23 protein-coding genes are annotated in these 25,506 nt (G+C 64.4%); 10 read left to right on the forward strand and 13 right to left on the reverse strand.

Translation table 11 applies throughout. The annotated features are described in order from the left end of the window. Positions 1-58: 58 nt before the first annotated feature. Both C266_RS08485 and C266_RS08490 read left to right on the forward strand, forming a co-directional pair. Entirely contained in the window at positions 59-1,534 is a 1,476-nt protein-coding gene (locus tag C266_RS08485) for an MFS transporter (RefSeq protein ID WP_010808606.1), read from the forward strand. Then, a complete protein-coding gene (locus C266_RS08490; RefSeq protein WP_010808607.1) occupies positions 1,531-2,547 on the forward strand; it encodes a LysR family transcriptional regulator in 1,017 nt (338 codons plus the stop codon). Before C266_RS08485 ends, C266_RS08490 begins: the two co-directional genes overlap by 4 nt. Here C266_RS08490 and C266_RS08495 read toward each other — a convergent pair. Together C266_RS08495 and C266_RS08500 are read right to left on the reverse strand one after the other, a co-directional pair. Then, positions 2,487-4,004: a sensor domain-containing diguanylate cyclase gene (locus C266_RS08495; RefSeq protein ID WP_051126202.1), complete on the reverse strand. Its 1,518-nt coding sequence runs from the start codon at positions 4,002-4,004 to the stop codon at positions 2,487-2,489. The genes C266_RS08490 and C266_RS08495 overlap by 61 nt on opposite strands. Before the next feature lie 80 nt (positions 4,005-4,084). After that, positions 4,085-4,549 carry an Lrp/AsnC family transcriptional regulator gene (locus tag C266_RS08500; RefSeq protein ID WP_010808609.1) on the reverse strand — a complete coding sequence of 155 codons (465 nt, stop codon included), beginning with the start codon at positions 4,547-4,549 and terminating at the stop codon, positions 4,085-4,087. A 268-nt stretch (positions 4,550-4,817) separates the two neighbouring features. Between C266_RS08500 and C266_RS08505 the strand changes: the two genes are divergently transcribed. The 5 genes from C266_RS08505 to C266_RS08525 all read left to right on the forward strand — a co-directional run bounded on the left by C266_RS08505 (position 4,818) and on the right by C266_RS08525 (position 10,009). Beyond that, positions 4,818-5,447, forward strand: a complete 630-nt coding sequence (locus tag C266_RS08505) for a LysE family translocator (protein WP_010808610.1) — start codon at positions 4,818-4,820, stop codon at positions 5,445-5,447. Between the two features lie 510 nt (positions 5,448-5,957). Continuing rightward, positions 5,958-7,019 carry a ubiquinol oxidase subunit II gene (gene cyoA / locus C266_RS08510; RefSeq protein ID WP_081636215.1) on the forward strand — a complete coding sequence of 354 codons (1,062 nt, stop codon included), beginning with the start codon at positions 5,958-5,960 and terminating at the stop codon, positions 7,017-7,019. A 15-nt stretch (positions 7,020-7,034) separates the two neighbouring features. Beyond that, entirely contained in the window at positions 7,035-9,014 is a 1,980-nt protein-coding gene (cyoB, locus tag C266_RS08515; RefSeq protein WP_036662191.1) for a cytochrome o ubiquinol oxidase subunit I, read from the forward strand. Between the two features lie 2 nt (positions 9,015-9,016). Next, positions 9,017-9,643, forward strand: a complete 627-nt coding sequence (locus C266_RS08520) for a cytochrome o ubiquinol oxidase subunit III (RefSeq protein ID WP_010808613.1) — start codon at positions 9,017-9,019, stop codon at positions 9,641-9,643. Beyond that, on the forward strand, positions 9,644-10,009 hold the full coding sequence (locus C266_RS08525; protein WP_010808614.1) for a cytochrome o ubiquinol oxidase subunit IV: 366 nt from the start codon (positions 9,644-9,646) through the stop codon (positions 10,007-10,009). It begins immediately after the preceding gene. Positions 10,010-10,155: 146 nt separating this feature from the next. Here the strand turns inward: C266_RS08525 and C266_RS08530 are convergent, their stop codons facing one another. The 3 genes from C266_RS08530 to C266_RS08540 form a co-directional block, all read right to left on the reverse strand. After that, complete coding sequence (locus C266_RS08530; protein WP_036662207.1) at positions 10,156-11,940, reverse strand: penicillin-binding protein 2; 1,785 nt, start codon at positions 11,938-11,940, stop codon at positions 10,156-10,158. A gap of 246 nt (positions 11,941-12,186) precedes the next feature. Continuing rightward, a complete protein-coding gene (locus C266_RS08535; RefSeq protein ID WP_010808616.1) occupies positions 12,187-12,936 on the reverse strand; it encodes a DUF3047 domain-containing protein in 750 nt (249 codons plus the stop codon). A 198-nt stretch (positions 12,937-13,134) separates the two neighbouring features. After that, positions 13,135-13,761 (reverse strand): LysE family translocator, encoded by a 627-nt coding sequence (locus tag C266_RS08540; RefSeq protein ID WP_010808617.1) that lies wholly within the window; start codon positions 13,759-13,761, stop codon positions 13,135-13,137. A 155-nt stretch (positions 13,762-13,916) separates the two neighbouring features. Between C266_RS08540 and C266_RS08545 the strand changes: the two genes are divergently transcribed. Next, positions 13,917-15,272 (forward strand): hypothetical protein, encoded by a 1,356-nt coding sequence (locus tag C266_RS08545; protein ID WP_010808618.1) that lies wholly within the window; start codon positions 13,917-13,919, stop codon positions 15,270-15,272. Positions 15,273-15,292: 20 nt separating this feature from the next. On the opposite strand, the gene C266_RS08550 is transcribed toward C266_RS08545, so the two are convergent. Together C266_RS08550 and C266_RS08555 are read right to left on the reverse strand one after the other, a co-directional pair. Continuing rightward, entirely contained in the window at positions 15,293-15,823 is a 531-nt protein-coding gene (locus C266_RS08550; RefSeq protein ID WP_010808619.1) for a chromate transporter, read from the reverse strand. Then, on the reverse strand, positions 15,820-16,413 hold the full coding sequence (locus tag C266_RS08555; RefSeq protein WP_010808620.1) for a chromate transporter: 594 nt from the start codon (positions 16,411-16,413) through the stop codon (positions 15,820-15,822). The genes C266_RS08550 and C266_RS08555 overlap by 4 nt, the downstream gene beginning before the upstream one ends. A gap of 160 nt (positions 16,414-16,573) precedes the next feature. Here C266_RS08555 and C266_RS08560 point away from each other — a divergent pair, with 160 nt between their 5' ends. After that, the gene (locus tag C266_RS08560) at positions 16,574-17,497 is read left to right on the forward strand and encodes a LysR family transcriptional regulator (RefSeq protein WP_010808621.1); all 924 of its coding nucleotides are present in this window, start codon (positions 16,574-16,576) and stop codon (positions 17,495-17,497) included. 36 nt (positions 17,498-17,533) lie between these two features. On the opposite strand, the gene C266_RS08565 is transcribed toward C266_RS08560, so the two are convergent. Together C266_RS08565 and C266_RS08570 are read right to left on the reverse strand one after the other, a co-directional pair. Then, on the reverse strand, positions 17,534-18,133 hold the full coding sequence (locus C266_RS08565; RefSeq protein ID WP_010808622.1) for a TlpA disulfide reductase family protein: 600 nt from the start codon (positions 18,131-18,133) through the stop codon (positions 17,534-17,536). Between the two features lie 47 nt (positions 18,134-18,180). Then, entirely contained in the window at positions 18,181-19,344 is a 1,164-nt protein-coding gene (locus tag C266_RS08570; RefSeq protein WP_010808623.1) for a transglutaminase-like domain-containing protein, read from the reverse strand. 307 nt (positions 19,345-19,651) lie between these two features. Here C266_RS08570 and selD point away from each other — a divergent pair, with 307 nt between their 5' ends. Then, positions 19,652-20,731, forward strand: a complete 1,080-nt coding sequence (selD, locus tag C266_RS08575; protein ID WP_010808624.1) for a selenide, water dikinase SelD — start codon at positions 19,652-19,654, stop codon at positions 20,729-20,731. Between the two features lie 56 nt (positions 20,732-20,787). On the opposite strand, the gene C266_RS08580 is transcribed toward selD, so the two are convergent. From C266_RS08580 to C266_RS08595, 4 genes are all read right to left on the reverse strand, one after another. After that, on the reverse strand, positions 20,788-21,609 hold the full coding sequence (locus C266_RS08580; RefSeq protein ID WP_010808625.1) for an alpha/beta fold hydrolase: 822 nt from the start codon (positions 21,607-21,609) through the stop codon (positions 20,788-20,790). A gap of 14 nt (positions 21,610-21,623) precedes the next feature. Then, a complete protein-coding gene (locus C266_RS08585) occupies positions 21,624-23,186 on the reverse strand; it encodes a benzoate-CoA ligase family protein (protein WP_010808626.1) in 1,563 nt (520 codons plus the stop codon). A 142-nt stretch (positions 23,187-23,328) separates the two neighbouring features. After that, complete coding sequence (locus C266_RS08590; protein ID WP_010808627.1) at positions 23,329-24,933, reverse strand: 3,4-dehydroadipyl-CoA semialdehyde dehydrogenase; 1,605 nt, start codon at positions 24,931-24,933, stop codon at positions 23,329-23,331. Between the two features lie 41 nt (positions 24,934-24,974). Beyond that, complete coding sequence (locus C266_RS08595) at positions 24,975-25,445, reverse strand: DUF4863 family protein (RefSeq protein ID WP_010808628.1); 471 nt, start codon at positions 25,443-25,445, stop codon at positions 24,975-24,977. Between the last annotated feature and the right edge of the window lie 61 nt (positions 25,446-25,506).

Below are 25,506 nucleotides of genomic sequence, written 5' to 3' on the forward strand. Positions count from 1 at the left end.
CATGTAATATCCAAGAACTTTCTTGCATATTAGTCGCCCGACACGCGGCTGTCCATCTATGACAACGAACACGACGAATTTCACAGCGCCGGGCTGGCGCGATCTGTTGAGCGGCAGTAACGGTTGGCGTTCGCTGGCATTGGCGGGCGGGGTGGCGTTGCATGCTACCAACGTCTATGTGGCGACGACCGTGCTGCCGTCCATCGTCAAGGAGATCGGCGGGCTGGATCTGTATTCGTGGAACACCACGCTGTTTGTGGTGGCATCGATTCTCGGCTCGGTGCTGGCATCCAAGATGCTCACGGCGCTGGGTCCTCGCCCCGCCTACGTCGCGGCATTGCTGGGCTTCAGCGCGGGCACGATCCTGTGTGCGGCCGCACCGAGCATGCCGTGGATGCTCGCGGGGCGCACCTTGCAGGGCTTCGGCGGCGGCATTTTGCTGGCCCTCAGCTATGCGTTGATCCGCATCGTCTTCGCACCGGCCCTGTGGTCGCGGGCGATGGGGCTCGTCTCCGGCATGTGGGGTGTCGCGACGCTTTGCGGGCCTGCCGTGGGCGGCGTCTTTGCGCAGTTCGGTCACTGGCGCTGGGCATTCTGGTCGCTGCTGCCGGTGGTGGTCGGACTCGGCCTCATCATTCGCGCGCAGGTGCCTGCCGGACGCACCGTGGCGAGCGAGAGTGAGTCGTCGCCGTCTCACGGCGACGCGCATGTCATCCCGTGGTTCAAAGTGGTCTTGCTGTGTGCGTCGGCCGTGGCGATATCGCTGGGCGCCGTGGTTGGCTCGTACTTGCTGGCGGCGATATGGATGCTCGTGGGACTCGTGTTCGCCTGGTGGCTCGCGCAACGCGAGCGTAGCGCGCGGCACGCGCTGCCGCGACTCATGCCGACGGGGGCGTATTCGCTGCGCACGCGGCTGGGCGGACTGTACGCGGTCATGAGTCTGCTCGGTCTGGCAATGACGAGCGAAATCTATATCCCGTATTTCCTGCAGACGATTCACGCTCAGACACCGTTCACCGCCGGATATCTCGCCGCGCTCATGGCGGCGGGCTGGTCGGTGGGGGCGATGACGAGTGCGGGGCGACATGGCGATGCCGCCGAGCGGCGCGTGCGTCTCGGCCCGGTGATTGTCGCGCTCGGCATGCTGGCCCTCGCGTGGCTGCTGCCGCAACCGTCGCTCTTCGCGAGTGCCGCAGGTGTGGCGAGCATTTGCGTGGCGCTGTTCGGCGTGGGCGTGGGAGTGGGTATCGGCTGGCCCCATTTGCTCACACGCGTGATGACGGCGGCGCGTCCCGGCGAGGCGGCACTTGCGTCGGCGTCGATCACGACAGTGCAGTTGTATTCGATGGCGCTGGGGTCGGCCCTCGCGGGGCTTGTGGCGAACTCTGCGGGGCTGGCGCAAGGCGCATTGGACGAAGCGCAGCGTGCGTCGGTCTGGCTGTTCGCGCTGTTCGCCCTCGCACCGGCGGGCGCGGCAGTCATTACCTTGCGCGGCAGGGTAGCCGTTCCCGTCACGAAGCAGGAGGCAGCATGATCGATCGCATCACCGCGATGCGCACCTTTGTGCGTGTAGCCGAAGTCGGCAGCTTCACCAAGGCGGCGGCGTCGCTCGACATACCGCGTACGACCGCAACCACCCAGGTGCAGCATCTGGAGCGATGGTTCGGCGTGGCGCTCTTCACGCGTTCGACGCGGCGTGTCGCCCTCACGATGGAGGGGGCCGCGTACTTCGAGCGGTGTGCGGCGATTCTGGCGGATGTCGAGGAGGTGGAGTCGGGCCTTTTCGGCGCGCAGGCGCAACTGCGTGGACGCCTCGCCGTCGTGCTGCCGCCGGTCATCGCGCGCGAGGTCGTCATGCCGTCGCTCGTCGAATTCCAGGCGCGCTATCCGGGCCTCGAGATCGCGCTGGATGCTACACCGGCGCACGGCGACTGGCGCGGTGACGGCGTGGATTGCGGTGTGGTGTTGGGGGAGTTGCCCGACTCGCGGCTGGTGGCGCGCCATCTGGGCGATCTGCCGCGCGTGACATGTGCGAGCCGTCGCTATCTCGACATGCAAGGCACACCCGCCGATCTCGATGCCCTCGCGATGCATACGTCGGTGAAATGGCTGACGGCGCCGGCGGAGTCTCTGGCGTCGCCGTCAGCGCTCGCCCCGGCGACCTCGCTCACAACGCGCTGCGGCGATCTGAGGTTGATGGTCGGTGGACGCGCGACGTGCGTGCGCACGCGCGGTCAGTTGCATGTGGGGGATGAAGTGGCGTATCTGGCGGCCGGCCTCGAAGGCCTCGGGCTGATTCAACCGACGCTGCTGGCCGCCGCGCCCTATCTCACGTCGGGGCGTCTGGTGCCGGTGCTGCCGGAGTGTCCGCCGCCACCGCTGCGCCTCTCGGCGGCGTATCCGGCGCAAAAGCGGGTGTCGCCACGGGTGCGCGCATTCGTCGACTGGCTCGCGCAAATCTGCGAGCCGTTAGGCAACGCACGAGATTACGCGCCGCTGCCGCCTGTGCCGCCGGTCGCACGCCGCTCGTTCACGCTACCGGCATAGTGACTGCGTTTTTCTTCGTACATCAGCAGATCGGCACGTTGAATCGTGGCTTCGAGCCGCTCGCCGGCTTCGCAGGTCGCCATGCCCATCGAGAATGAGAGCGGCGTGCCCGGATAGAACGAATTGTTCAACTCCACGAGTTGGCGAATGCCCTCGATCATCGCCGCGCCGCCGCTGGTGTCGGTGGAGGGCAGCAGCAAGGCGAACTCGTCGCCGCCGATGCGCGCAGCAATCTGCGGTGCGGCAATGGCTTTGCTCAGCACTTCACCGGCGCGTCGCAGCAGCCCGTCGCCGGCGGCATGCCCTAACTGATCGTTCACGAGTTTCAGCCCATTCAGATCGGCCACGATCACCGTCACCGGGTACGGCCCCTTGCGTTCGAGCCGGTTGAGTTCGTCTACATAGAACGAGCGGTTGCGCAGCTTGGTAAGCACGTCGTGCTTGCCGAGGAATTCGAGATACGACTCGGCCTTCTTGCGCGCGGTGATGTCCGTGAGGGCAACGAGCACCAGATCCCAGCGCGACTCGTGACCCGGCAGCACCGCGAATTGAAGATGCACGTTGATCTCGTTGCCGTCGAGCGCGTAGTTGATGACTTCGCGTTGCTGAAAGAGCTTGTTGTCCCACAGGTCGATCAACTGCTCGCGGAAGTTGTGCCGCATGTCGTCGCGAAACACGTCGGGCAGGCGGGCGAGCAGGGTGGCCTTGTCGGGCGCGACGAACATCGCAAGCGTGTGGCGGTTCACGTCGAGCACGTGAATCTCGTTCATGCAGCGCTCGACGAATTCGGGGTGAACGTCGGTGAAAGTGCGGAAGTCGGTGATGCCGCGCGAGCGGGCATCGTCAAGCAGCAGTTTGATCGCGCTGAAATCCTCGACCCATAACGAGACCGGTGAGTACTCGAAGAGGCCTCGCGCGTATTCCTCGCCCATTGTCACGCGCTGGCGTGCGTGTTCGAGTTCGGTCACGTCTTCGAGCGAGATCAGCACGCGCTCGAAGGTGCCTTCGTGGCCGGGCAGCACCGAGCCGTTGAGCAGCACATCCAGACGGCGGCCGTCGAGCGTGTAGTTGACGGTCTTGCTCGTGAAGTGCGTGCGGCCGTCCCACAGTTGGCAAAGCTCTTCGACGTGGGTCTTGAGCATGTCGTCGCGGAACACGCGCGGCAGGTTGGCCACGAGCGTATCGAGCGACGATGCGTTGAACATCGTCAATGTCCGGCGATTGACCTTGATGACGCGAATGCGCCGCGAGCATGCCGAGACGTGCGCCGGGTCGGTCTTGAAGTGGGCGCGCAGGTTGGTGACACCCTGCGCACGCCATTCGTCGAACAACTGCTTTACGCCGCTGAAGTCTTCGAGCCAGAGGGAGACCGGCGCGAGGTCGAACATCAGCGCGTCGTCACTCGCGCCACTGGCAGCGTAAGGCGAGGCGGTCGGCTGGGAAGGTACGGCAGGCATGGCGTCCGGCATGAGGCACCTAAGGTCGGGTCAGCCCGACATTTTACGGGCAAACTCGCGCCACGCCACTGTGAGTCGGATTACAGCAACGGCGCGCCGGTATCGCGTTTGACCTCGCGCAGCGACAGCATCGATTCGATCGACGACACGCCGGGCAGGGCGCGCAGTACGTCGCGCGTGAACATGCCGTAGTCGTCGAGATCGGTGGCGACTACCCCGAGCAGATAGTCGGCGCTGCCGGAGATGTTGTGGCACGACACGATACGGTCGATGGCTTGCACTTCGCGCTCGAATTGCTCGGACAGCGCGCGGTCGTGCACGGCAAAGCGCACATGGACGAAGGCCGTCACGCCCAGACCCAGCGCGCGATGCGACAGTTCGGCCCGATAGCCCGTGATGTAGCCCTCGGCTTCGAGCCGTTTCAAACGCCGTGCGCAGGGCGTTTCGGAGAGCGCCACACGCTCGGCTAGCCGGGCGTTGGAGATGCGGCCATCGCGTTGGACGATGGCGAGAATCGCCTGATCGATGGCGTCGAGTTCGTTCATTGTCGGTATCCCGCTACAAAAGCTGCTGCAAAGATGGCATTCCACCACGATCTGCGATGGCGGGAAAGTGTTGCCCTCATCCGTCCGGATTAAGCCTGGCGGTAATGCGGTACATGGGGATGTCGGGGGATTTTTCGGTGTGACGCTATATGTTGGTGGAATACACCATATATGTAAATCATAGTGGGTGGAAAACGCTATTTATCTCCTGTGATTTGGCGAGATCATTGAGATCGTTTTGGCCACTCTTGCCGTTAGGGGAAAAATCATGGTTTCGCTGCAGTTGCTCACCGTTTTCATCGGCGCTCTGATCGTCGTCTACGCATTGCCTGGTCCGGACATGGCGCTGGTCATGCAGACGAGCATGACGCGCGGTGTGCGACACGGCCTGGCCACTGCCGGCGGACTGGCGCTGGCGCGCGCCGGACATGTGACCCTCTCGGCGTGCGGTGTGGCGGCGCTCTTGCGCGCGGCGCCGTGGCTATTCGAGACGGTGCGTATCGCCGGCGCGCTCTATCTTGCCTGGGTGGCCATCCAGATCTGGCGCTCGCCGGCCTTCGGCATGGAGATGGCCGAGGCGCCGCCGCAGGCGGCCGTGCCGCTTTCGCACGCCGTGCGACGCGGTGTGCTCTCGAGCGTGCTCAATCCGAAGGCGCTGCTGTTCTGTTCGGTGCTGCTGCCCCAGTTCATCCGCCCCGAAGCCGGCCCGGTCTGGACCCAGGTGCTTGAACTCGGCGCGCTGTTGCTGGTCGTGGGGGCGATTTTCGATGCCACGCTCGCGTTCGGTGCGGCGCGCATCGCGCACTGGCTGCGCACCCGTCCGCTTGCACAAAAAGTACAACGCTGGTCGTTCGGCGCCGCGCTCATGGCATTTGCCGTGCGCTTGTCGCTCGACTGAAAAGCCGGGCACAATACATCACACCTACATTCCAGCGATCTTTCGCACTAAATTGGTGCATTTCGCTGCGACACCGCAAAACGAGGTGCGACACAACGTCGCACCTCTTGAAATCCAAGAACCTTCCCGAATTGCTGCATTGCACAGCGTTTACCGCCAAACAGGTGCCGATCTGCTTGGAAATCGTCGCGCGCGTACGCGTGAGCCCTGCGCGACACATTGTCGCGCCGGCGGGTGCGCGATGTCCGGTCTAATTAAACTTCGGCATAATGCCGCACCGTGATGGAAGTAAAAGACAAGAAGTCGGACAGTGACTTGAGGTCTGCGGTCGGCAATCTGCCCCGGTTCCCGTCTTTTCGATGACACAGTCGTCGTAGTTCGACCGGTGCAATACCGGCGCGACGACTGCTCCCGTCCCACCTTAACCCTTGCCAACCTTCTGCGACCCTGCATCAGGCCGGTAAGCCCGTGTTGCGCCGTTCGCTGGCCAACTCAACCCTGTCGTGTGACATGAAGAAACACAGAAACCCGCGATTGTTTAGGCTCCTCGCCTTGTGCTCGCCGCTGCTTTTGGCTGGCTGCGGCATGACGCTGCTCGACCCTAAGGGGCAGATCGGAGTAGAGAACAAGAACCTGATCCTCACGGCCACCTGGCTGATGTTGATTGTGGTGATTCCGGTCATCCTGATGACGCTGTGGTTCGCGTGGAAGTATCGCGCGAGCAACAAGTCGGCGCGCTATGAGCCGAACTGGTCGCACTCGACGGCCATTGAGGTCGTGGTCTGGCTCGTGCCGATCATCATCATTGCGATTCTCGCGCGCATCACCTGGGTCTCCACCCACGAACTCGATCCGTACAAGCCGCTGGAAAGCGAAGTAAAGCCGATTACGGTCGAAGTCGTGTCGATGAACTACAAGTGGTTGTTCATCTACCCGGAACAGGGCATTGCGTCGATCAACGAGTTGGCCGTTCCGGTCGATACCCCGGTGAATTTCAAGATCACCTCGGAATCGATCATGAACTCGTTCTTCATTCCGCAATTGGGTAGCCAGATCTACTCGATGGCCGGTATGGAAACGAAGCTGCACCTGATCGCCAATCATGTCGGCTCGTACGACGGCATTTCGGCGAACTACAGCGGCGGCGGCTTCTCGGGCATGCGTTTCAAGACGCTGGCGATGACCGACAGCGACTTCCAGCAATGGGTCGCCAAGGTGCGTGAGTCGAAGAAGGTCCTGGACAAGGATACCTACACTTCGCTCGTGCCGATGAGCGAGAACACGCCGGTCACGTACTACAGCTCGGTCGACGCGAAGATGTTCGAATCGATCCTGCACGCCCCGATGGCAACTGGCATGGCCGAGCAGCACGAAGGCCATGAAAACCACGGCGCCATGGAAATGAAGGGCATGGACATGAAGATGGAAATGAAGGGCGCGGGCGCTGACGCCGCGACGGCTCCGGCCGCCGCTGCGAATGGGCAGAACGGCCAGTCGATGACCATGGCCATGGACAACGCCGGCGCGCACGCGATGCACGCCGGTACGGCCGCGCACGCGCACAAGGAGTAAACAACAATGTCAACGCTGTTTGGCAAACTGACTCTCGAAGCCATTCCGTACCACGAGCCGATCATCGTCGGCGCGGTCGGCATGATGGTGCTCGGGGTACTGGGCATCGTCGCGTTGCTCACCTACTTCGGCAAATGGAAGTACCTGTGGAACGAGTGGGTCACGTCGGTCGATCACAAGAAGATCGGCGTGATGTACGTGCTCGTCTCGCTCGTCATGCTGTTGCGCGGCTTTGCCGACGCCATGATGATGCGTACGCAACTGGCGCTCGCCCACAACTCGGGCGGCATTCTCCCGCCGGATCACTACGACCAGATCTTCACCGCCCACGGCGTGATCATGATCTTCTTCGTGGCGATGCCGTTCATGACGGGGCTGGTGAACCTCGTGGTGCCGCTGCAGATTGGCGCACGCGACGTGGCGTTCCCGTTCCTGAACACGCTGTCGTTCTGGCTGTTCGTGGCCGGCGCTGCGCTGGTGAACCTGTCGCTGGGCGTGGGTGAATTCGCCCGCACGGGCTGGCTGGCATACCCGCCGCTCTCGGGCATTCAATACAGTCCGGGCGTGGGGGTGGATTACTACATCTGGGCCTTGCAGATATCGGGTCTGGGGACGTTGCTCACCGGTGTGAACTTCGTCGTCACGATTCTGAAGATGCGCGCGCCGGGCATGAACCTGATGAAGATGCCGATCTTCACCTGGACCTCGCTGTGCACGATGGTGTTGGTGTGCGCTGCGTTCCCGGTGCTGACGGTGACGCTGGCGCTGCTCTCGCTGGACCGCTACCTCGACTTCCATTTCTTCACGAATGAGTTGGGCGGTAACCCGATGATGTACCTCAACCTGATCTGGATCTGGGGTCACCCGGAGGTGTACATCCTGATCTTGCCGGCGTTCGGTATCTTCTCGGAAATCATCTCGACGTTCTCGGGCAAGAAGCTGTTCGGCTACAAGTCGATGGTGTACGCCACGTCCGCGATCATGGTGCTGTCGTTCCTCGTGTGGGCGCACCACTTCTTCACGATGGGCTCCGGTGCCAACGTGAACGCCTTCTTCGGTATCGCGACGATGATCATCTCGATCCCGACCGGCGTGAAGATCTTCAACTGGCTGTTCACGATGTACCGCGGTCGCGTGCAAATGACCGTGCCGGTGCTGTGGACGCTGGGCTTCATCGTCACGTTCGTGATCGGTGGTATGACCGGCGTGCTGCTGGCCGTGCCGGGCGCCGACTTCGTGCTGCACAACTCGCTGTTCCTGATTGCTCACTTCCACAACGTGATCATCGGCGGCGTGCTGTTCGGTTACATCGCCGGTATGAACTACTGGTTCCCGAAGGCCTTCGGCTTCAAGCTCGACGAACGTCTGGGCAAGGCAAGCTTCTGGTGCTGGCTGATCGGCTTCTACCTCGCGTTCATGCCGCTGTATGTGCTGGGCCTGATGGGCATGACCCGTCGCCTGAACCACTACAGCAACCCGGATTGGCAGCCGTGGCTGATCGCCGCGCTGATCGGTGCGCTGTTCATCGCCGCCGGTATCGGTTTCCAGGTGCTGCAACTGGTTGTCTCGATCAAGAACCGCAAGGCGCTGGCCGACACCACGGGCGACCCCTGGAACGGCCGTACGCTGGAGTGGATGACGTCGTCGCCGCCGCAGTTCTACAACTTTGCCGAAGAGCCGCGCGTGCATGACGTCGACGAGCTGGCCTATCGCAAGGCGCACGGCATCAAGAGCGATCTGAAGACGAGCTACGCCCCGATTCACATGCCGAAGAACACCGGTGCCGGTTTCATCATCAGTGCGTTCTCGCTGGTGTTCGGTTTCGCGGCCATCTGGCACATCTGGTGGCTGGCTATCGTTGGCTTCGCCGGCATGATCTTGACGTTCATCTGCCGCAGCAACGACGATTCGATCGACTACTACGTGCAGTCGCCGGAAGTGGTGGCCATTGAATCGGCTCACCATCAGGCACTGGCCGCAGCAGCAAAGGCTTAATCATGACGAGCGAAGTTCTCAAACACTCTGGCGCGCATGCCGATGCGCATGCGCACGACCACGCGCACCACGACACCGGGGGCAACACGATCTTCGGTTTCTGGGTGTACCTGATGACCGACCTGGTGCTGTTCGCCAGCCTGTTCGCGACGTTCGCCGTATTGCGCGACGCGACGGCCGGCGGCCCGACCGGCAAGGAACTCTTCGACCTGAAGTTCGTGCTGGTCGAAACGTTCATCCTGCTGTTCTCGTCGATCACCTATGGCTTTGCCATGATCGGTCTGCACAACGGCAAGAAGGGCGCTGTGCAGGGTTGGCTGGCGATCACGTGGTTGCTGGGCGCTGCGTTTATCGCGATGGAACTGTATGAGTTCCATCACCTGATTCTCGAAGGTGCCGGCCCGAACCGCAGCGGTTTCCTGTCGTCGTTCTTCGCGCTCGTGGCGACCCACGGTCTGCACGTGGCCTCGGGCCTGCTGTGGATGGCCGTTCTGATGTTCCAGATCGGCAAGAAGGGCCTGAGCGCCACCAACACCACGCGTCTGCAATGCCTGTCGCTGTTCTGGCACTTCTTGGACGTGGTCTGGATCGGCGTGTTCACGGTCGTGTACCTGATGGGAGCGATGTAAATGAGCAATAGCAAATCGGTGCAATCGCACGGCCACGACGCTGGCCACAATGCGGCCGGTGGCAGCCACGGCAGCGTGAAGTCGTACCTGATCGGCTTCGTGCTCGCGGTGATCCTGACGGTCGTGCCGTTCAAGCTGGTGATGGATGGCACGATGCCGCCGTCGACGGTGCTGCCGCTGATTCTCGGCGCTGCCCTCGTGCAGATCATCGTCCACCTGATCTACTTCCTGCACATGGACCGCTCGTCGGAACAGCGCTGGAATGTGATGGCGTTTCTGTTCACTGTGCTGATCGTGGCCATCGTGCTGGTCGGCTCGCTGTGGATCATGCACAACGCCAACTCGTTGATGATGCCGGGGATGTAAGTTCCCGGACTTGCCCGTCAGTTCGGGGCAAGTGAAAAAGGCGGCTTCGGAATTCCGAGCCGCCTTTTTTTATGGGTATTCGTGACGGGTATTCGGGGAGGACAGAGGGCGTTGAGCGCCGATGCCTCACCGAACCGGCGAGAGGTTTATCCGCGAGGCGCTTTGTCGTCCGGCGGCGTATCCGAGGTCGGTGCCGCCAGAATCACCCCCGGACGCACCGGCAGATCCGGTCGAATGCCCAGCAACGGCAATGCCTGCGACGCGATCTCCGCAAATGCAGGCCCGGCGGCCTGCCCGCCGAAGTGTTGCGACGCCTTGGGCTCGTCCACCGACACGGCAATCACCAGACGCGGCGCCGACAACGGCGCAATCCCCACGAACGACGCCCGATATTTCGAATGGTCGTAACCGTGCGCGCCCGCCTTGTAGGCCGTGCCGGTCTTCCCGCCGATGCTGTAACCGGCTACCTGTGCCGTGGTGGCGGTGCCACCCGTATCGACCACGGCGGCCAGCATCTTGCGCATCTCGACAGCCGTGCGCGCATCGATCACGCGCACGCCCTCGGGCTGCGCCGGTGTATCCGGCTTGATGATGGAGATGGGCACGAGCACGCCGTCGTTGGCGAAGATCGTGTAAGCGCGTGCCAACTGGAACAGCGACGCGGAAATCCCGTAGCCGTAGGCCATCGTCGCCTGCTCGATGCGCCGCCACGACTTATACGGGCGCAAACGGCCCGATACCGCTCCCGGGAAGCCCAGCTTCGGCTGCTGACCCAGACCGATCTCCGTGAACATGTCCCACATTTCCTCGGCGCGCAGCATGGTCGACACCTTGGTCATGCCGATGTTGCTCGACTTCTGGATCACGCCGGCCGCCGTAAGCACGCCGTTCGCGCTGTCGTCGCTGATGGTCGCGCCTTCGAAGACATATCGCCCCGGACCGGTGTCGATGAGCGTGGCCGGCGTCAGACGATGCAGGTCCAGCGCCAGCGCCATGGTGAAGGGCTTGAGAATCGAGCCCGGCTCGAAGACGTCGGTGAACACACGGTTGCGCAGTTGTTCGCCCGTCAGATGCTCGCGGTCGTTCGGGTTGTATGTCGGAAAGTTGGCCAACGCGAGCACCTGACCCGTCTTGGCATCGATCACGACCGCCATGGCAGCTTTCGCGCCTGTGCGATCCAGCGCGTTTTTCAGCGCCGCGTAGGCGATGTATTGCACGCGGGTGTCGAGCGTGAGGTGAATGTCCTTGCCGTCGCGCGGCGGGCTGGAGTCGTCGAGGTCCTGAATGGTACGGCCGATGCGGTCCTTGATGACGCGCCGCACGCCCGCCGTCCCCTCGAGCAGCGGCTCTTCGCCCAGTTCCATGCCTTCCTGCCCCTTGTCTTCAACGTTGGTGAAGCCCACGACGTGCGCCGCAACGTCGCCTTCGGGGTAGAACCGCTTGTATTCGCTGCTTTCGTAGACGCCCGGAATACCGAGCGCTTCGACCTGCTTGCCGATTTCCGGCGACACTTGCCGTTTCACATAGACGAACTTCTTCTCGCCGATGAGCTTGGTGCGCAGTTCCTTCGCGGGGATGTCGAGCAGCTTGCTGGCCTTCTGAATGTCGCTGTCGGACAGGTCGTCGGGCACTTCGGCGGGCACCGCCCAGACGGTGCGCATCGGCAGACTGGTCGCGAGCACGCGCCCATCCCGATCTTCGATCTTGCCGCGCACCGCAGGCATGACGATAGTGTGCTCGTAACGTTTTTCGCCCTGCGCTATATAGAAACCGTTGCCGGGGCCGGCAATCCAGAACGCTCGCACGACCAACCCGATGAACGCGAGGGTGATCATGATGACGACGAGTTTGGAGCGCCACAACGACATGCGCGACTGCAATACCGGACTGGAGGCGAACGTGACGTCCTTGGGCTGGCGATTCTTTTGCATGGCGCTCGCGAAGGCGGTGAGAGGCGTGAACAGCAATGAGCCGATCGACAAACTCTGGCTCAGATTCTAGGCGAGATAGCGTAGCATGCAAGCGACTGTTGCAATAGCGCAAAAGCCCCGTCGGACGGGGCTTTCAGCGTTATTTTCGATGCTTTCGCGCACACTTCTCGCATGGGTGTCGGCTAGTGAAACCAGAAGCGGATTTTCCCGGCGAGAGGGTTCGTCTGCCGGGGAGGACATCGCGCGCTACTTTGCCGGGCCGAACCGGATGTCTCCGTACCATGCATGCGCACTTGCATGGGTGTTGTCACTGTCGGTGAAGATGCCGTAGCCGAGCAGCTTGCCCGGCTTCTCCTGATAGATGCGTTCGTAGTCCGCCGCGAGGTTACGCGAGAAGGTCTGCCATTTGCCGAGCGACCCATCGCCGCCCGCTACCACAAGCATCTGCACCCGGTCGCTATGCGGGTTCTGGATGACGCTGCCCGGTGCCGCGTCGTTAGACCAGATGTACATCAGCGTGGCGTAGGGCAGATCTTCGCCGCCGACCTTGGCCAGCGTTATCGCCGCACGGTCGCCGAATGGCAGCGTGGATTTATCGCCATCGAAGAAAAACACCAGCCGCGCGGGCGAATCCTCTTTGTCGCTGACGCGGTTATCGGCGCCTGGGATGGCCTTGTCGACCTTCCAGCGCCACGCCACGCCCGGCGTCGCAGCGATGTCGACACTGTCTCCCTTGGCCATCAGTGCCGAAGCCGAATCGACTGAGTTGGCTTCGATGACATTGCGTCCGCCATCGGCGACGACCGTGTAGGTGGTGAGCTTCTTGCCGCTCACGACCGGCAAATTCTGCCAGCCGGGCGGCAGCGCGTTACCCGAATTCGCTTTGGAGAAGGAGATGGCTACCGGGGCGGCGGCTGCGGCAGGATCGGCCGCGTTGACCGCCTTGGCCACGAGCCCGCAGACGATCAGGCTGAGCGCGAGCGCCAGGGGCCTCATGAGCGAGGAAGCCCGGTGTGATGGTCCGCGCACAGGGCAGCTTACGTGGCTCGGCAAGCGAAGCGGCGAGACGATGCGAGGCATGGTGAGCGACTCCGGTGTAGGCAGGGACACCGCTGGCACCGGCCGGTTGACCCGTGCCTCCGGGGGGACTCGCCCCCCAAACCAACGGCAATCGACGACTGAACGGCAGGGGGATCAGCGCTGCTGCATGGCAACCCGCAGACCGAGGCCGATGAAGATCGTGCCGATGATCTTGCCCTGCCAGCGCAGCAATCCTCTGAAGCGGCGAACGACCTTGCCGAGCGGGCGCACCGACAGCGCGATCGCTGCGGTATACAGCGCGCTCATCGCGACGAACACCAGCCCCAGCCCCAAGAACTGCGCGAAGACATCGCCTTCGCTCGCATGCACGAACTGCGGCATGAAGGCGAGGAAGAAGAGGGCGGTTTTCGGATTGAGCACTTCGGTGGCCACGGCCTGCACGAAGGCGCGTCCGGGCGAGACTTCCGGGGCCACGGGCAGTTGCGGATCGGACGGGCGCTCGCGCAATGCCTTGATACCCAGATAGATCAGATACGCCGCCCCCACATACTTCACTACATCGAACGCCAGTGCCGAGGTCATCAGCACTGCCGAGAGCCCCACGGCTGCACACAGCGTGTGCACGAGGTCACCCAGCGCAATCCCCATCCCCGTCATGATGCCTGCACGCCGCCCGCCTTGCACGGTACGGGTGATGGTCAGCAATACCGCCGGGCCGGGAATCAGAAACAGCCCGAGCACGACAACAACGAACGTGGTGAGGGTGGCGAAGGTCGGCATGGGCTCTCTCCAGGGCAATCGGCGGCGACGCAATGGCGACATCATCCCAGATTCCGCGGCAACGTGCCCGAAAGGGGGCTGGGCGAATGCCGAAGCCTCTCGCGCGGCTTCAGCGGAGGATGTTTGCTTTTCCGACGTCAAAACAAGGAAGCGATATGCCATTTGTGCCTCATGCGGCCTCCTCATCCGCCAGTACGTTCCTGCACCTGGCTTACGACGTGGCGAACTGTGTCTACGACGGGTTCCGGGGCGACTTCAAAGGCGCCGCCGCATGTCTGAGAGACAGCGGCCTGCATCATTTTCTGAGCGACGCATGGCAAAGCACCGGCCGCCATTATCAGGAACGCGCGCTCAGCGTGCCGGGCGCGGCAGGCGTGGCAGGTGTGGCGGACGTGGCGTTCGCCTGTGCGCTGAGTGCGCTGACCATTGGCGCGGCGGTTCGCTATCTATGGCCGGAGTGGCGTGCGCTGGAGAACGCCTTGGGGGAGGGCGCCCAAGCGCAGCGTCAGTGGGCGCTTCAGACGCAGACGCAACTTCGTCGCCGTACCCCGGCGGATCTCACTTCGATGCGGCAATGCCTCGCGGCATTCGACGCGACGCAGATGTTCGCTAATGCGTCACTCCCGGAGGGTTCCACGCAAGGCGCCGCATCGTCGGGGCGCAGGCTGGCCGAGCGGAAGATCGCGGAGGCCCTCATCCTTCACATCGCCGATGCGCCGCAAACCTGCGTTGCGCAAAGCGACAGAGTGGCCTCGCTGTGTCAGCTTCTGGCGCACGGTCTGGGCTTCAGGCTGCCTCAGACGATGCGTGAGGCATTGCGTGTGAACGACGCTCACCCCTCGCTGGTCAGATTCGACGGCGCCTTTGCGCTCCTGCGCGACTGTCTCGAACCCGACTGGCGCCACGACGTCGCGGGCTCGCCGACGTTTACCGTTCATCCGGTCGACATTCAGCTTTTCGATCCGGCCGAGACAACGAACGATCTTTCGAAAGAAACGCGCAGGGAGCGGCGGCTACTGACCCATCCCGACGCGCTGCGGCGTGTCCGGTCTCGTGTCGTCGCGTTGATGGCGGCGAGCGTGCGGGAGGATTGCGGGAGTGCCGCCGACTGGCGCGATATCGGCGAATTCGCCTTGAGGGCTGGTGCCCAGCGAGGGCAGACCTGCGAACGCGTGCTCGACGCCCTGGGTATCGCAATACGCGCGAGCGTCAGTGCGCGCTTCGCATGGCGCTGGTCCGACGAGCCGCAGGCGCAGGCCGGGCAGGCCGTCACGTCGACGATCCCGGTCGATGTCTCGCAATGGCTTGCCCGCGTGATGCTGGTGGCCGGCAAGCCCGAGATACGGGAACCTTGCCCACCCCGTCTCGCCGCATTGGCGCGCGGCGATACCCCGCCGTCGCTGGTGATCGGGTCCAACGACTGGATTCATCTGGTCGACGGTATTCGCGCGGTAGGCCGTGACCACTGGCGTGCGGATTTTGCGCAGGTGTGTGAGGAAGGCAGGGCGTAACCGGCATCGCCCACGCGGGGTTATAGATATGCCCCGCCCAGCAGCCCCGCAACGCTGCCTGCCGCGAGCCACCACAACGGATGCACGCGGGTGCGGATCGCGAATACTGCCACGCTGGCAGTGATGCCCGCGAGCAGCCATGACGTTGCCGACGCTTCGACAATGAGTGCGGCACTCGCGGCGACCAGACCGGCCGTCATCGGCACGAGGCCGGCCTGCACAATGCGACGCCACGGCCGGTCTTTGAAGCGCTCCCACAAGTGCAGCACGCCGACGGTGATGAGCGAGGACGGCCCGAACTTTGCGAGCGACGTGACGAGCATGCCTTGCCAGCCGGCCACGTGCCAGCCAACGAGCGTGACGATCATGAGGTTCGGGCCGGGGGCTGCCTGCCCTAGCGCAAACAGCGCACTGAATTCCTCCGACGTCATCCAGTGGTGCAGATCGACGACCTGACGCTCCATCTCCGGCAGGATCGTGTTGCCGCCGCCGAACGCCAGCACCGACAACTGCGTGAAGATGAGCGCGAGCGAGACGAGCGTGCCGGTCATTGCGAAACCCGCCACGTGGCGTAAATCGAGATTGGCGTCATCACAAGCATGGTGAGCACCAGTGGCACGCGCAGTACGGCAATCGCGATGAAGCAGGCGACCGCCACGCCGGCGAGTGCGAGGGACTTGCGCAGTGGCCACGCGACTTTCCACGCCATCTGAATCAACAGGCCGGCTGCGGCCGCCGCGAGTCCTGCGAAGAGATGCTTCACATGCGGATCGTTTTGAAAGTGCCGATAGATCGTGCCCAGCACGATAACCACGGCAGACGGCGCCGCTATCAGGCCGAGAATCGACGCGAGCGCGCCGCGCCAGCCACGAAAGCGCATGCCGAGCGCGACCGACAGATTGATGATGTTGCCGCCGGGCAAAAACTGACACAGGCCCAGCAGATCGGTGAATTCGGCCGGCGTGAGCCATCGATGTTTCTCGACGATCATGCGCCGCGCCAGCGGCAACGCGCCGCCGAACGCCGTCATGCCGAGACCGAGGAAACCGAAGAAGAGGGCGCGAATGCCGGGGACGTCGGCGACAGGGGAGACTTGTACCGTGCCGGATGTGGCGGAGGCGGTTGGGGCCGGAGTGCTCATGGCGGGGTCGATATAAAAACTGAACTGCGGTGGGGGCCGCCGGGCAGGGCGTGTCATCGGGGCAGTGATGCACGAGTCGCCGCGCGGAACCCCTTGAGCGTAGGACGATTGCGCTATATTGTCCAATATATGGAAGTGACTTGATTCATATCGAGACAATATGGCAAATATCGACATACGTCTGCTGCGCTATTTCATTGCCGTGGCCGAAACAGGGCACATGACGCGTGCGGCGGAGCGTCTGGGCATTGGACAACCGCCGCTCTCGCAGCAGATCCGGGTGCTCGAAACGCAGTTGGGCGTGACGCTCTTCGAGCGTTTGCCGCGCGGCATGGCGCTCACGGACGCCGGTCAGGCGTTTCTCGGCGACGCGTATGACGTCGTGCGCAAGCTCGACCAGGCGGTGGACGACGTGCGCCGTGTCGCGGCGGGTGTCAAAGGGCGGTTGTCTGTGGGTTTCACCAGTTCGGCGGCGCTGCATCCGTTCGTGCCGACGGTGATTCGCGCGTTCCGGCGCGATGCCCCGTCGGTGTCGTTGATGCTCGACGAGAGCAGCACGAGCGAATTGCTCGACGGTCTGCGAGACGGTCATCTGGACGTCGCGTTCATTCGGCAGCCGCAGGGCGATATCGGGCAGATCGTCTTCGTGCCGGTGCTCGAAGAGTCGATGGTGCTTGCGGTGCCCTCGGCGCACCCGCTGGCGCTTACGGGGCGCGCCGGCAAGGCGGCCGTGCCGATGACATCCATCGCGGCGGAGAAGTTGATTCTCTATCGCCGTCGCACCGGGCAAGGGTTATACGACGCCATCATCGCGGCGTGCCATGGCGCGGGCTTCAGCCCGAACATCGAGCAGGAAGCACCGCGCCTGCTCACGACGCTCTCGCTCGTGGCGGCCGGGCTGGGGGTGTCGGTGGTGCCCGCCTCGCTCATGCGCGTGCAGGTCGAGGGCATCGTCTATCGGCCGCTCGCCCCAGCGCCGCGCGCACCGCTGTATTGCGCGCATCGCGAAGGCGTGCTCGCCGGACCGGCGGCGCGACTGCTGGATCACGTCAATGAAACGGCACAGACGCTCGCCGCCGAGTGACGAACGATGCGGGCTGCGCCGCAGCGTGGGGGAGCGTCAGGCCGTCGCGCCACCCTTTTGCGTGAGCAGCGCCTCGATGTGGCCGTGCAGGCCCACGTCGCTCCATTCCAGTTCGCCCATGCGCCAGAAGCGCGCGTTGCCCGCCCGATCGATGAGATACGTGGCGGGCAAGCCGAGCGATCCGAAGCGCTTGTAGACCGCGCCGTCGGCATCGAGCAGAACGGTACCGTCGATAGGCAGTTTGTCGATGAACGGCTTGACTGTGGCGAGCGGCTCTTTGTAATTGACCGCGACCAGCGCGAGGCCTCGCTGACGGTATTGACGCGCCACCGCGCCCATCGCCGGAATTTCTTCGCGACAGGGGCCGCACCACGTCGCCCAGAAGTTGAGGATGACCACGCGCCCGCGCCATTCCGACAACGCGTACGGCTTGCCATCGAGTCCGTCGAGCGAGAACGCCGGTGTGGTGCCGCGCCATGCCGACAGCGTGCCGCCGGAGGTGCCGGCGAGCGTGCTGTCATCGACTTCCGCCGCCCCCTTGGCCGGACCGGCCGCCAACGCCTGTGCCCCGGTGCCGCCTAGCGCGCCGGCTGTCCCGAGAGCCCCGAGGGTGTGAAGAAAATGGCGGCGCTGCATGGCGATGCGCTCCTTCGTGTGATGTTCCGGAGGTCGTAGGGTTCGTATCAGGCCGTGATCTCGCGGGCGTTCATGCGATAGCGGAAGGTGTCCGGATCGAGGCTGTCGAGCTGGGCACGCGCCACTTCGCCGTTCGGATACATCAGGAACGGGACGGTGTTGTCTTGCGCGGCTCGCGCGCCCGGCAGCGGCACGTCAGCGCCGTGATTGAACGCGACCCAGTTCATCTCCCACTGCCCGAAGAGCATCGCACGCGCCGCCCGCACGCGCAGGTCGTCGACCGGCAGGCCGCCCGGCACTTCCTCGAGCACGACCTTGCGCACGTCTGCCGGGTCGACGGGCACCCAGCCGTAGCCGGCGGCGTAGAACTCGGCGCGGCAATGCTGCGCACGCGTGACGTCGCCTGCCTTGCCCAGGCTGTTGAAGCCATTCGACGCCGCAACGCGCACCCCGTAGGCGTCGCGTGCGGGAATGCCGACCGAGCGTGCGAGCGCAGTGAAGAGCGCATTGATATCGGCACACTTGCCCGCGAGGTTGCCGGTGGTGAGCATGTAGCGCACGTCGCCGGTGCCGCAGCCGCGCACCGAACCTTCGCGGCGGCAGTTCTCGACGATCCACTGATAGATGGCGCGCGCTTTCTCCACGTCACCCTTTTCGCCGCGTGTGATCTTCTCGGCCGTCTCGCGCACGAGACCGTCGGTCGGCTGAAGCGCCGTCGGGCGGAGATATTGACGCAGCACTTCGGGCGCTTCGCGTGGCGCATTGGCCGAGGGCGGCTGCGCCAGATCCACATGCCGGTCGCGCGTGGCGAAGGTGTTCACCAGCGTGACCGTGCGCGGGGCTTGTGTTGCGCCATCGGGCCAGACTACGGCCAGCATCGGCACATCGATGCCTGACGCGCCGCGCACCGTGCGCAACTCGGCATTGGCCCCCAGCGCCTCCCAGCGTGCGCCGAGCGCGCGCTGGTAGCCTCCGGACGGCGAGGCTGCCACCGGCAGCCAGACGTTTGCCGGGCCATTACCGTTACCGGCCGGCAGGTCGACCTGCGTCGTCAGTTCGAAGGTACGCCAGCCTTCGCCGGGGCCGGCCGACGGCGTGCCTGCCGGTGTGCGTGAGGGTGCTGCCTGCGCATGGGCGGACAGCAGCGAAGTCGACAGGACAGAGGCGGGCAGGGCGCAGGCACCCAGCGAGAGGAAACGGCGGCGTTGCATGATGAGATCCCCTTTTGGCGTCAGCGCTCACGGCGCATGGTGGTTAGGGCGTTGCGATAGCGTGCGGCAATATGGCAGCAATGGCGTCCCGCGATGCAGGGACGATGTGAATCGGTAGTATGGCGGCATCGACAGACGTCTATCGACCAGACCGAAACCTATCGATGCGCCAAAGCTGCTTCATAATACGTCGACTTTTGGCAAACTGTTGTCATTCCGGGAGCGGAGCGTATCAACGACGCCTTGAGCGGTACTGCGGTACGCCTTGCGACAGGTTCCCGGCCATTCCCAACGAACACCAACGACCATGACCGCAATCGATGCAACTCAAGCAGGCGCCGCACCGGCCGCGCCGCGTCTGACTTCGCTCTCGCACGGTGGCGGCTGCGGCTGCAAGATCGCGCCGGGCGTGCTTTCCGAACTGCTCGCCCGTAACGAAGCGCCGCTGCCGGCGCCGGCAGCGCTACTCGTCGGCACGGAGACGTCTGACGATGCCGCGGTCTACCAGCTCAACGACGAGCAAGCCATCATCGCGACGACGGACTTCTTCATGCCGATCGTCGACGACCCATTCGATTTCGGCCGTATCGCCGCGACCAACGCGCTGTCCGATATTTACGCGATGGGCGGCAAGCCGATCTTTGCGCTGGCCATCGTCGGCATGCCGATCAACGTGCTGCCGCGCGAGACGATTCGCGAGATTCTGCGCGGTGGCGAGTCGATCTGTGCCGAGGCGGGCATTCCGATTGCAGGCGGGCACAGCATCGATTCGGTCGAGCCGATCTATGGCCTCGCCGCCCTTGGCGTGGTGCATCCGAAGCGTCTGAAGCGCAACTCGGACGCACAGGCAGGTGACGTGCTGGTCCTCGGCAAGCCACTCGGCGTGGGCGTCATGTCGGCGGCGCTCAAGAAGAATCAACTGGACGAGGCGGGCTATCGCCGCATGATCGATGCCACGACGCGCCTGAATCGCGTCGGCCCGGCGCTCGCCGCGTTGCCGGGCGTGCATGCGCTCACGGATGTGACCGGCTTCGGTCTGCTCGGGCACACGCTGGAGATGTGCCGCGGCGCGAATCTGGCGGCGTATCTGCGCATGTCCGATGTGCCGCTGTTCGACGGTGTGCGGGAATTGGCCGACAACGGGTGCATCACGGGGGCGTCCGGGCGTAACTGGGCGTCCTATGGGGCGTCCGTGGAAATGGGCGAGCGTCTGACGGCGCGTGACCGCGATCTGCTGTGCGATCCGCAGACGGCAGGCGGCTTGCTGGTGTCCTGCGCGCCCGGTGCGGTCGATGATGTGCTGGCGGTGTTCCGTGCAGACGGCTTCGACGAAGCGGGCATCGTCGGTGCGATGCGTCCGGGCACCCCCGGTGTGCGCGTGATCTGAGCCGCGTTGTCAGCGGGCGCTTCTCGCGAACTTGCGAAGCGGGGCGCCCGCACGCGTCATGCTGCCTGACGGTCTGCGTGAGCGGCAATGAAGGCGATGATGGCCTCACCCAGCGGCGCCGGCGCATCGCGATGCGGCGAATGTCCGCACGCCGGCAGCTTCACCACCTTCGCATGCGGCACATGTGCAGCAATGCTGTCCATCTGCGCCATCGTGCCGTACTCGTCGTCTTCGCCCTGAATGGCGAGCAACGGCTTCGAGATGCTTGCCACTGCGCCTACCAGATTCCATTCGCGAAACGCCGGGTTCAGCCAGATATCGTTCCAGCCCCAGAACGCCGACTCGACGTCGTCGTGATAGCGGCCGAGCTTCGCGGGCAGATCGGTCGTCTCGTACACGGTCTTCGTTTTCGCAATACTCTCGACCGACAGATCCTCGACGAAGAGGTGCGGCGCGAGCACCACGGCACCGGCGAGCCGGTCCGGGAACGCGGCCGAGAACAGCAGCGAGATCGAACCGCCGTCGCTATGCCCGACGAGCCACACGCGATCGGCCTGCTCGGGGCCGACACCGACCGCATCGAGAAACGCGGGCAGCACCTCGCGCGCCTGACGGTGCATGAAATCCACCGGCCACTTCTCGTCATGCGCGCGCGGCGTGGAGCGGCCATAGCCGTTGCGCGAATACACGAGGCCGCGATATCCGCCCGCGTCGCACAACTGCTGCGGCCAGTCCTTCCACATCGCAACGGAACCGAGCCCCTCGTGCAGAAACACCAGCAGCGGGGCGTGCGTGCGCTCGCGGTTGATCCATCGATACTCCAGCGAGAGCGGGCCGTGCGAGGCCGTCTCGATCCGGGCGAACTGTACGTCCGACATCGTCTTGTCATCTCCTAAAGCAATTCGCGCAGCTTGAAGCGCTGCACCTTGCCGGTGGCCGTCTTCGGAAGATCGTCGACGAACACCAGCTCGCGAGGATATTTGTGCGGTGCCAGCCGGGCCTTGACGAAGGCTTTCAACTCGGTCGCCATCGCCTCGGTCGCCGTGACGCCCGGCTTGAGGACGACGAATGCCTGCGTCTTGGTCAGGCCATTGTCGTCGCGTCCCACGACCCCGGCTTCGAGCACGGCGTCGTGCTGCATCAACACCATCTCCACTTCGATGGGCGAGACGTACTGGCCGCTCACCTTGAGCATATCGTCGCTGCGCCCGGCATAGACGTAATACCCATTGGGCAGGCGCTGGTATTTGTCTCCGCTCTTGAGCCAGTCGCCGAGGAATGTCGAGCGCGACTTCTCGCGATTACACCAGTACATGAGCGCCGCGCTCGGCCCTTTGATGTACAGGTCGCCGATCTCGCCATCGGGCACGGGCTGGCCGTTCTCGTCGCGCAACGCCACGGCGTAGCCCGGCACCGGCTCGCCGGTCGTGCCGTAGGCGACTTGTCCCGCGCGGTTCGACAGGAAGATGTGCAGCATTTCGGTCGAGCCGATGCCGTCGAGAATCTCCGCACCGAAATGCGCCGTGAACCGCTCGCCGATTTCGCGCGGCAGCGCTTCGCCCGCCGAGGTGCACAAACGCAACGCGACGTCTTCGCGCGCGGGCAGGTGCGGCGATGCGAGCAGGTTGGCGTAGAGCGTCGGCACGCCGTAGAAGATCGTTGGGCGATGTTGGCAAAGCCGTTGCGCTACGGCTTGCGCGGTCGGGCGTTCTGCCATCAGCACGACCGTGGCGCCGACCGACAGCGGAAACGTCAGCCCGTTGCCCAGCCCGTACGCGAAGAAGAGTTTCGCCGCGGAAAAGGCGATATCGTCCTCTCGGATGCCGAGTACGTGGCGGCCATAGGTCTCGGCCGTCCAGTAAAGGTTGGCATGCGTATGCACCGTGCCTTTGGGTTTGCCGGTCGAGCCCGACGAGTACAGCCAGAACGCAATGTCGTCGCCCGCGGTCTCGGCCGGCAGTGCGCTTGGCGGGCCGTCGACAAGCGCGTCGAACGTCGGCAAGACGGTCGCGGCGTCTGCCTCGGCGGCAATCGGTTGCGAGACGACACACGGCGGGGGCGAAGGCACTTTCCCGAGCGCTGCCTGCACCGTCGGCATGAGCGCGCCGGACGCGATCACGAGTTGCGCCTTGCTATGCGCGATCATGAATGCGTAATCGTCGTCCGTGAGCAACGTGTTGACGACCACGGGCACGACACCGGCGTACAGCGCGCCGAGGAACGCAACCGGCAAGTCGACGGTGTCGAGCATGACGAGCAGGATGCGCTCCTCGCGATGGATGCCCGCGCGGGCGAGTCCGGTCGCGAACCGCCGGCTTTGCTCCGCCAGTTCGCCGTAGGTGAGCGTACGCGTGTCGTCGAGATAAGCAGTCTTGGCAGCGCGCCCGCGATTGAGCGCCTCCAGATGCGCAGCGAAGTTGAAGTTCGCCGGCGGTGGGGTGAGTACGGCTTGCATGTTGCCTCCGGTGGATCACCGCGCGACGCACCGCTCACAAATGAACGGCGCACGCGTGGCGTGAGTGCTTTATGGCGCTCTGACGGCGCCTGTTTGAATCACCTTGACTGCGACGGCTTGCGATGGCTACTGACGTTATAGGTTAAGACTTCGGAAATTCGACAGCGTCCTGCGTCAGCGCTTCGACCAGTGCCGCAGGGCCTTGCACGGCCGAGCGCACGTGATAGAAGCGCAACGCGCGCAGGCCGCCCAGTTCTTCGCCGCCTCCTGCACGGCCGGGGCCGCCATGCAGCGACTGCGGCATGACGTTGCCGTGTCCGGTCTGCGTTTTCCCGACCGACGGATCGACTGCGTGCACGCGGCCATGGGCGTCGGCCAGTGCAAGGGCAGGCGCGCGCATGGCGATGGCGTCGTTGCTATAGAGCGAGACGACGAGCGAGCCTTGCCCGCGCTTGGCGAGGACTACGGCCTCATCGAGATCGCGATAACCGACGAGCGTCGCCACGGGACCGAAGACTTCCGTGTCGTGTACGCGCTTGCCCGCCGCGCCATCGCGCAAGCCGAGCAGCACCGGGGCGACGCAGGCGCTGTCCGGGCCGGCGTCGACGAAGACGGCATCGCGATTGCCGTCGTAAAGCGTTTCCGCTTCTGCCTGCAAATGGGCGATGCCGTCGAGCACGGCGCGCTTCTGCGCGGCGCTCACGAGCGACCCCATCTTCACGGTCTCGTTGCGCGGGTTGCCCACGACCGTTTTGGCGAGACGCTCGGCAATGGCGGCGGCGGCCGCATCGAAGTGTTCGACGCTCACCATCGCGCGGCGAATGGCCGTGCATTTCTGGCCCGACTTGACGGTCATCTCGCGCGCGACTTCGCGCACGAACTGGTCGAAGGCGGTGGTGCCCGGTGCGGCGTCGGGCAACAGGATGGCGCTGTTCAGACTGTCGGCTTCCACGTTGATGCGCGCCGAGCGTTGCGTGAACGCCGGATGCGCGCGCAGCGTGGCTGCGGTGTCGGCGGAGCCGGTGAAGGAGACCACGTCGAACGGCCCGATCCGGTCGAGCAGCCCGGCGGCGCTCCCGCAGATCACCGACAGGCTGCCCGGGGGAAGAATGCCTGCGGCGACGACGTCGGCAACCATGCGCTGCGTCAGCCAGGCCGTCGACGTCGCAGGCTTGACGATGACAGGCACGCCCGCGAGCAGGGCGCCGGCCGCCTTCTCCCAAAGTCCCCATGCGGGGAAGTTGAACGCGTTGATGAACAGCGCCACGCCGGGCGTTGGGCGGAACACGTGACGCACCGCGAACGATGCGTCTTTGGCCAGCGGCACGGCGGCGCCGTCGAGCAGCGTATGCGCGTCGCCGAGTGCGGCGCCGAGCTTTGCGTAGGTCGACAGCGTGTAGATGGCCCCGTCGATATCGACGGCGGAGTCGGTGGCGACCGTTCCCGAATTGGCAGTGGCGATGGCGTAGTAGTCGTCGCGCTTTGTCTGCAAGGTGGCGGCGATTTGCGAGAGCCGTTGCGCGCGTTCGCCATACGACAAGGCGCGGAGTGCGGGGCCGGCTGTCTCGCGTGCGAAGGTGAATGCCGCGTCGAGATCGAGGCCCGCGCTCGACACGTAGGCGAGTGTCTCGCCGGTGACGGGATCGATGAGTGCGGTGCGCTCACTCGTGTTCGACGTGCGCGAGGCGCCGGCCACCCATTGGCCGGCGACGTAGTTTTCCAGCAAGGCAGGGGTACTCATGACCATGAACCGATGTGAATCCAGCAGGGGAACGTGCGCACGCCGTATCAGGCGCTGCGCGTGAACTCGATAGCGCCTTCGGGCAGCAGATACAGAACGAGCGCGCGTCCGTTGGCGACCGTCGGCCGATGCGCCGAGCCGGGACCGTAGACACACCAGCCCGCCGGATGCCCGTCGAAGGTCGCGCCCGGCGTGAGCGGCACGATCAGATCGATTTCGCCATGGGGATGCACATGGTGCGGGCCGGCCAGATCGGCCATGTCCACCACGTCGACGGAAAAGCCGTGCGTGTCGGGCGTGGGTTTGATGACGCGCCCGTAGCGAATGCCACCGCCTTCGCGATTGCACAGCCAGCCCTCGGCAACACCGGTGCGGCAGGCGTCGGCCAGCGCTTCATAACCCGGAGAACCGGCACCGTAGTGCGCGTTGAGCCAATCGGCGAGGGGGGCGTCGACGGCGCGGCCGTCGAGTTGCCGGGTGAGTTCGGCGATCAGCGCCTGAAATTGGGGCACATCCATCCATGTCTCCTGGGGACGTCGCAGTCGCTGTACCGGTCGCGGCGGCAGTGGCGGGCCTGAA

It is taken from the genome of Pandoraea sp. SD6-2 (assembly GCF_000389825.1).
GTDB lineage: Bacteria > Pseudomonadota > Gammaproteobacteria > Burkholderiales > Burkholderiaceae > Pandoraea > Pandoraea communis.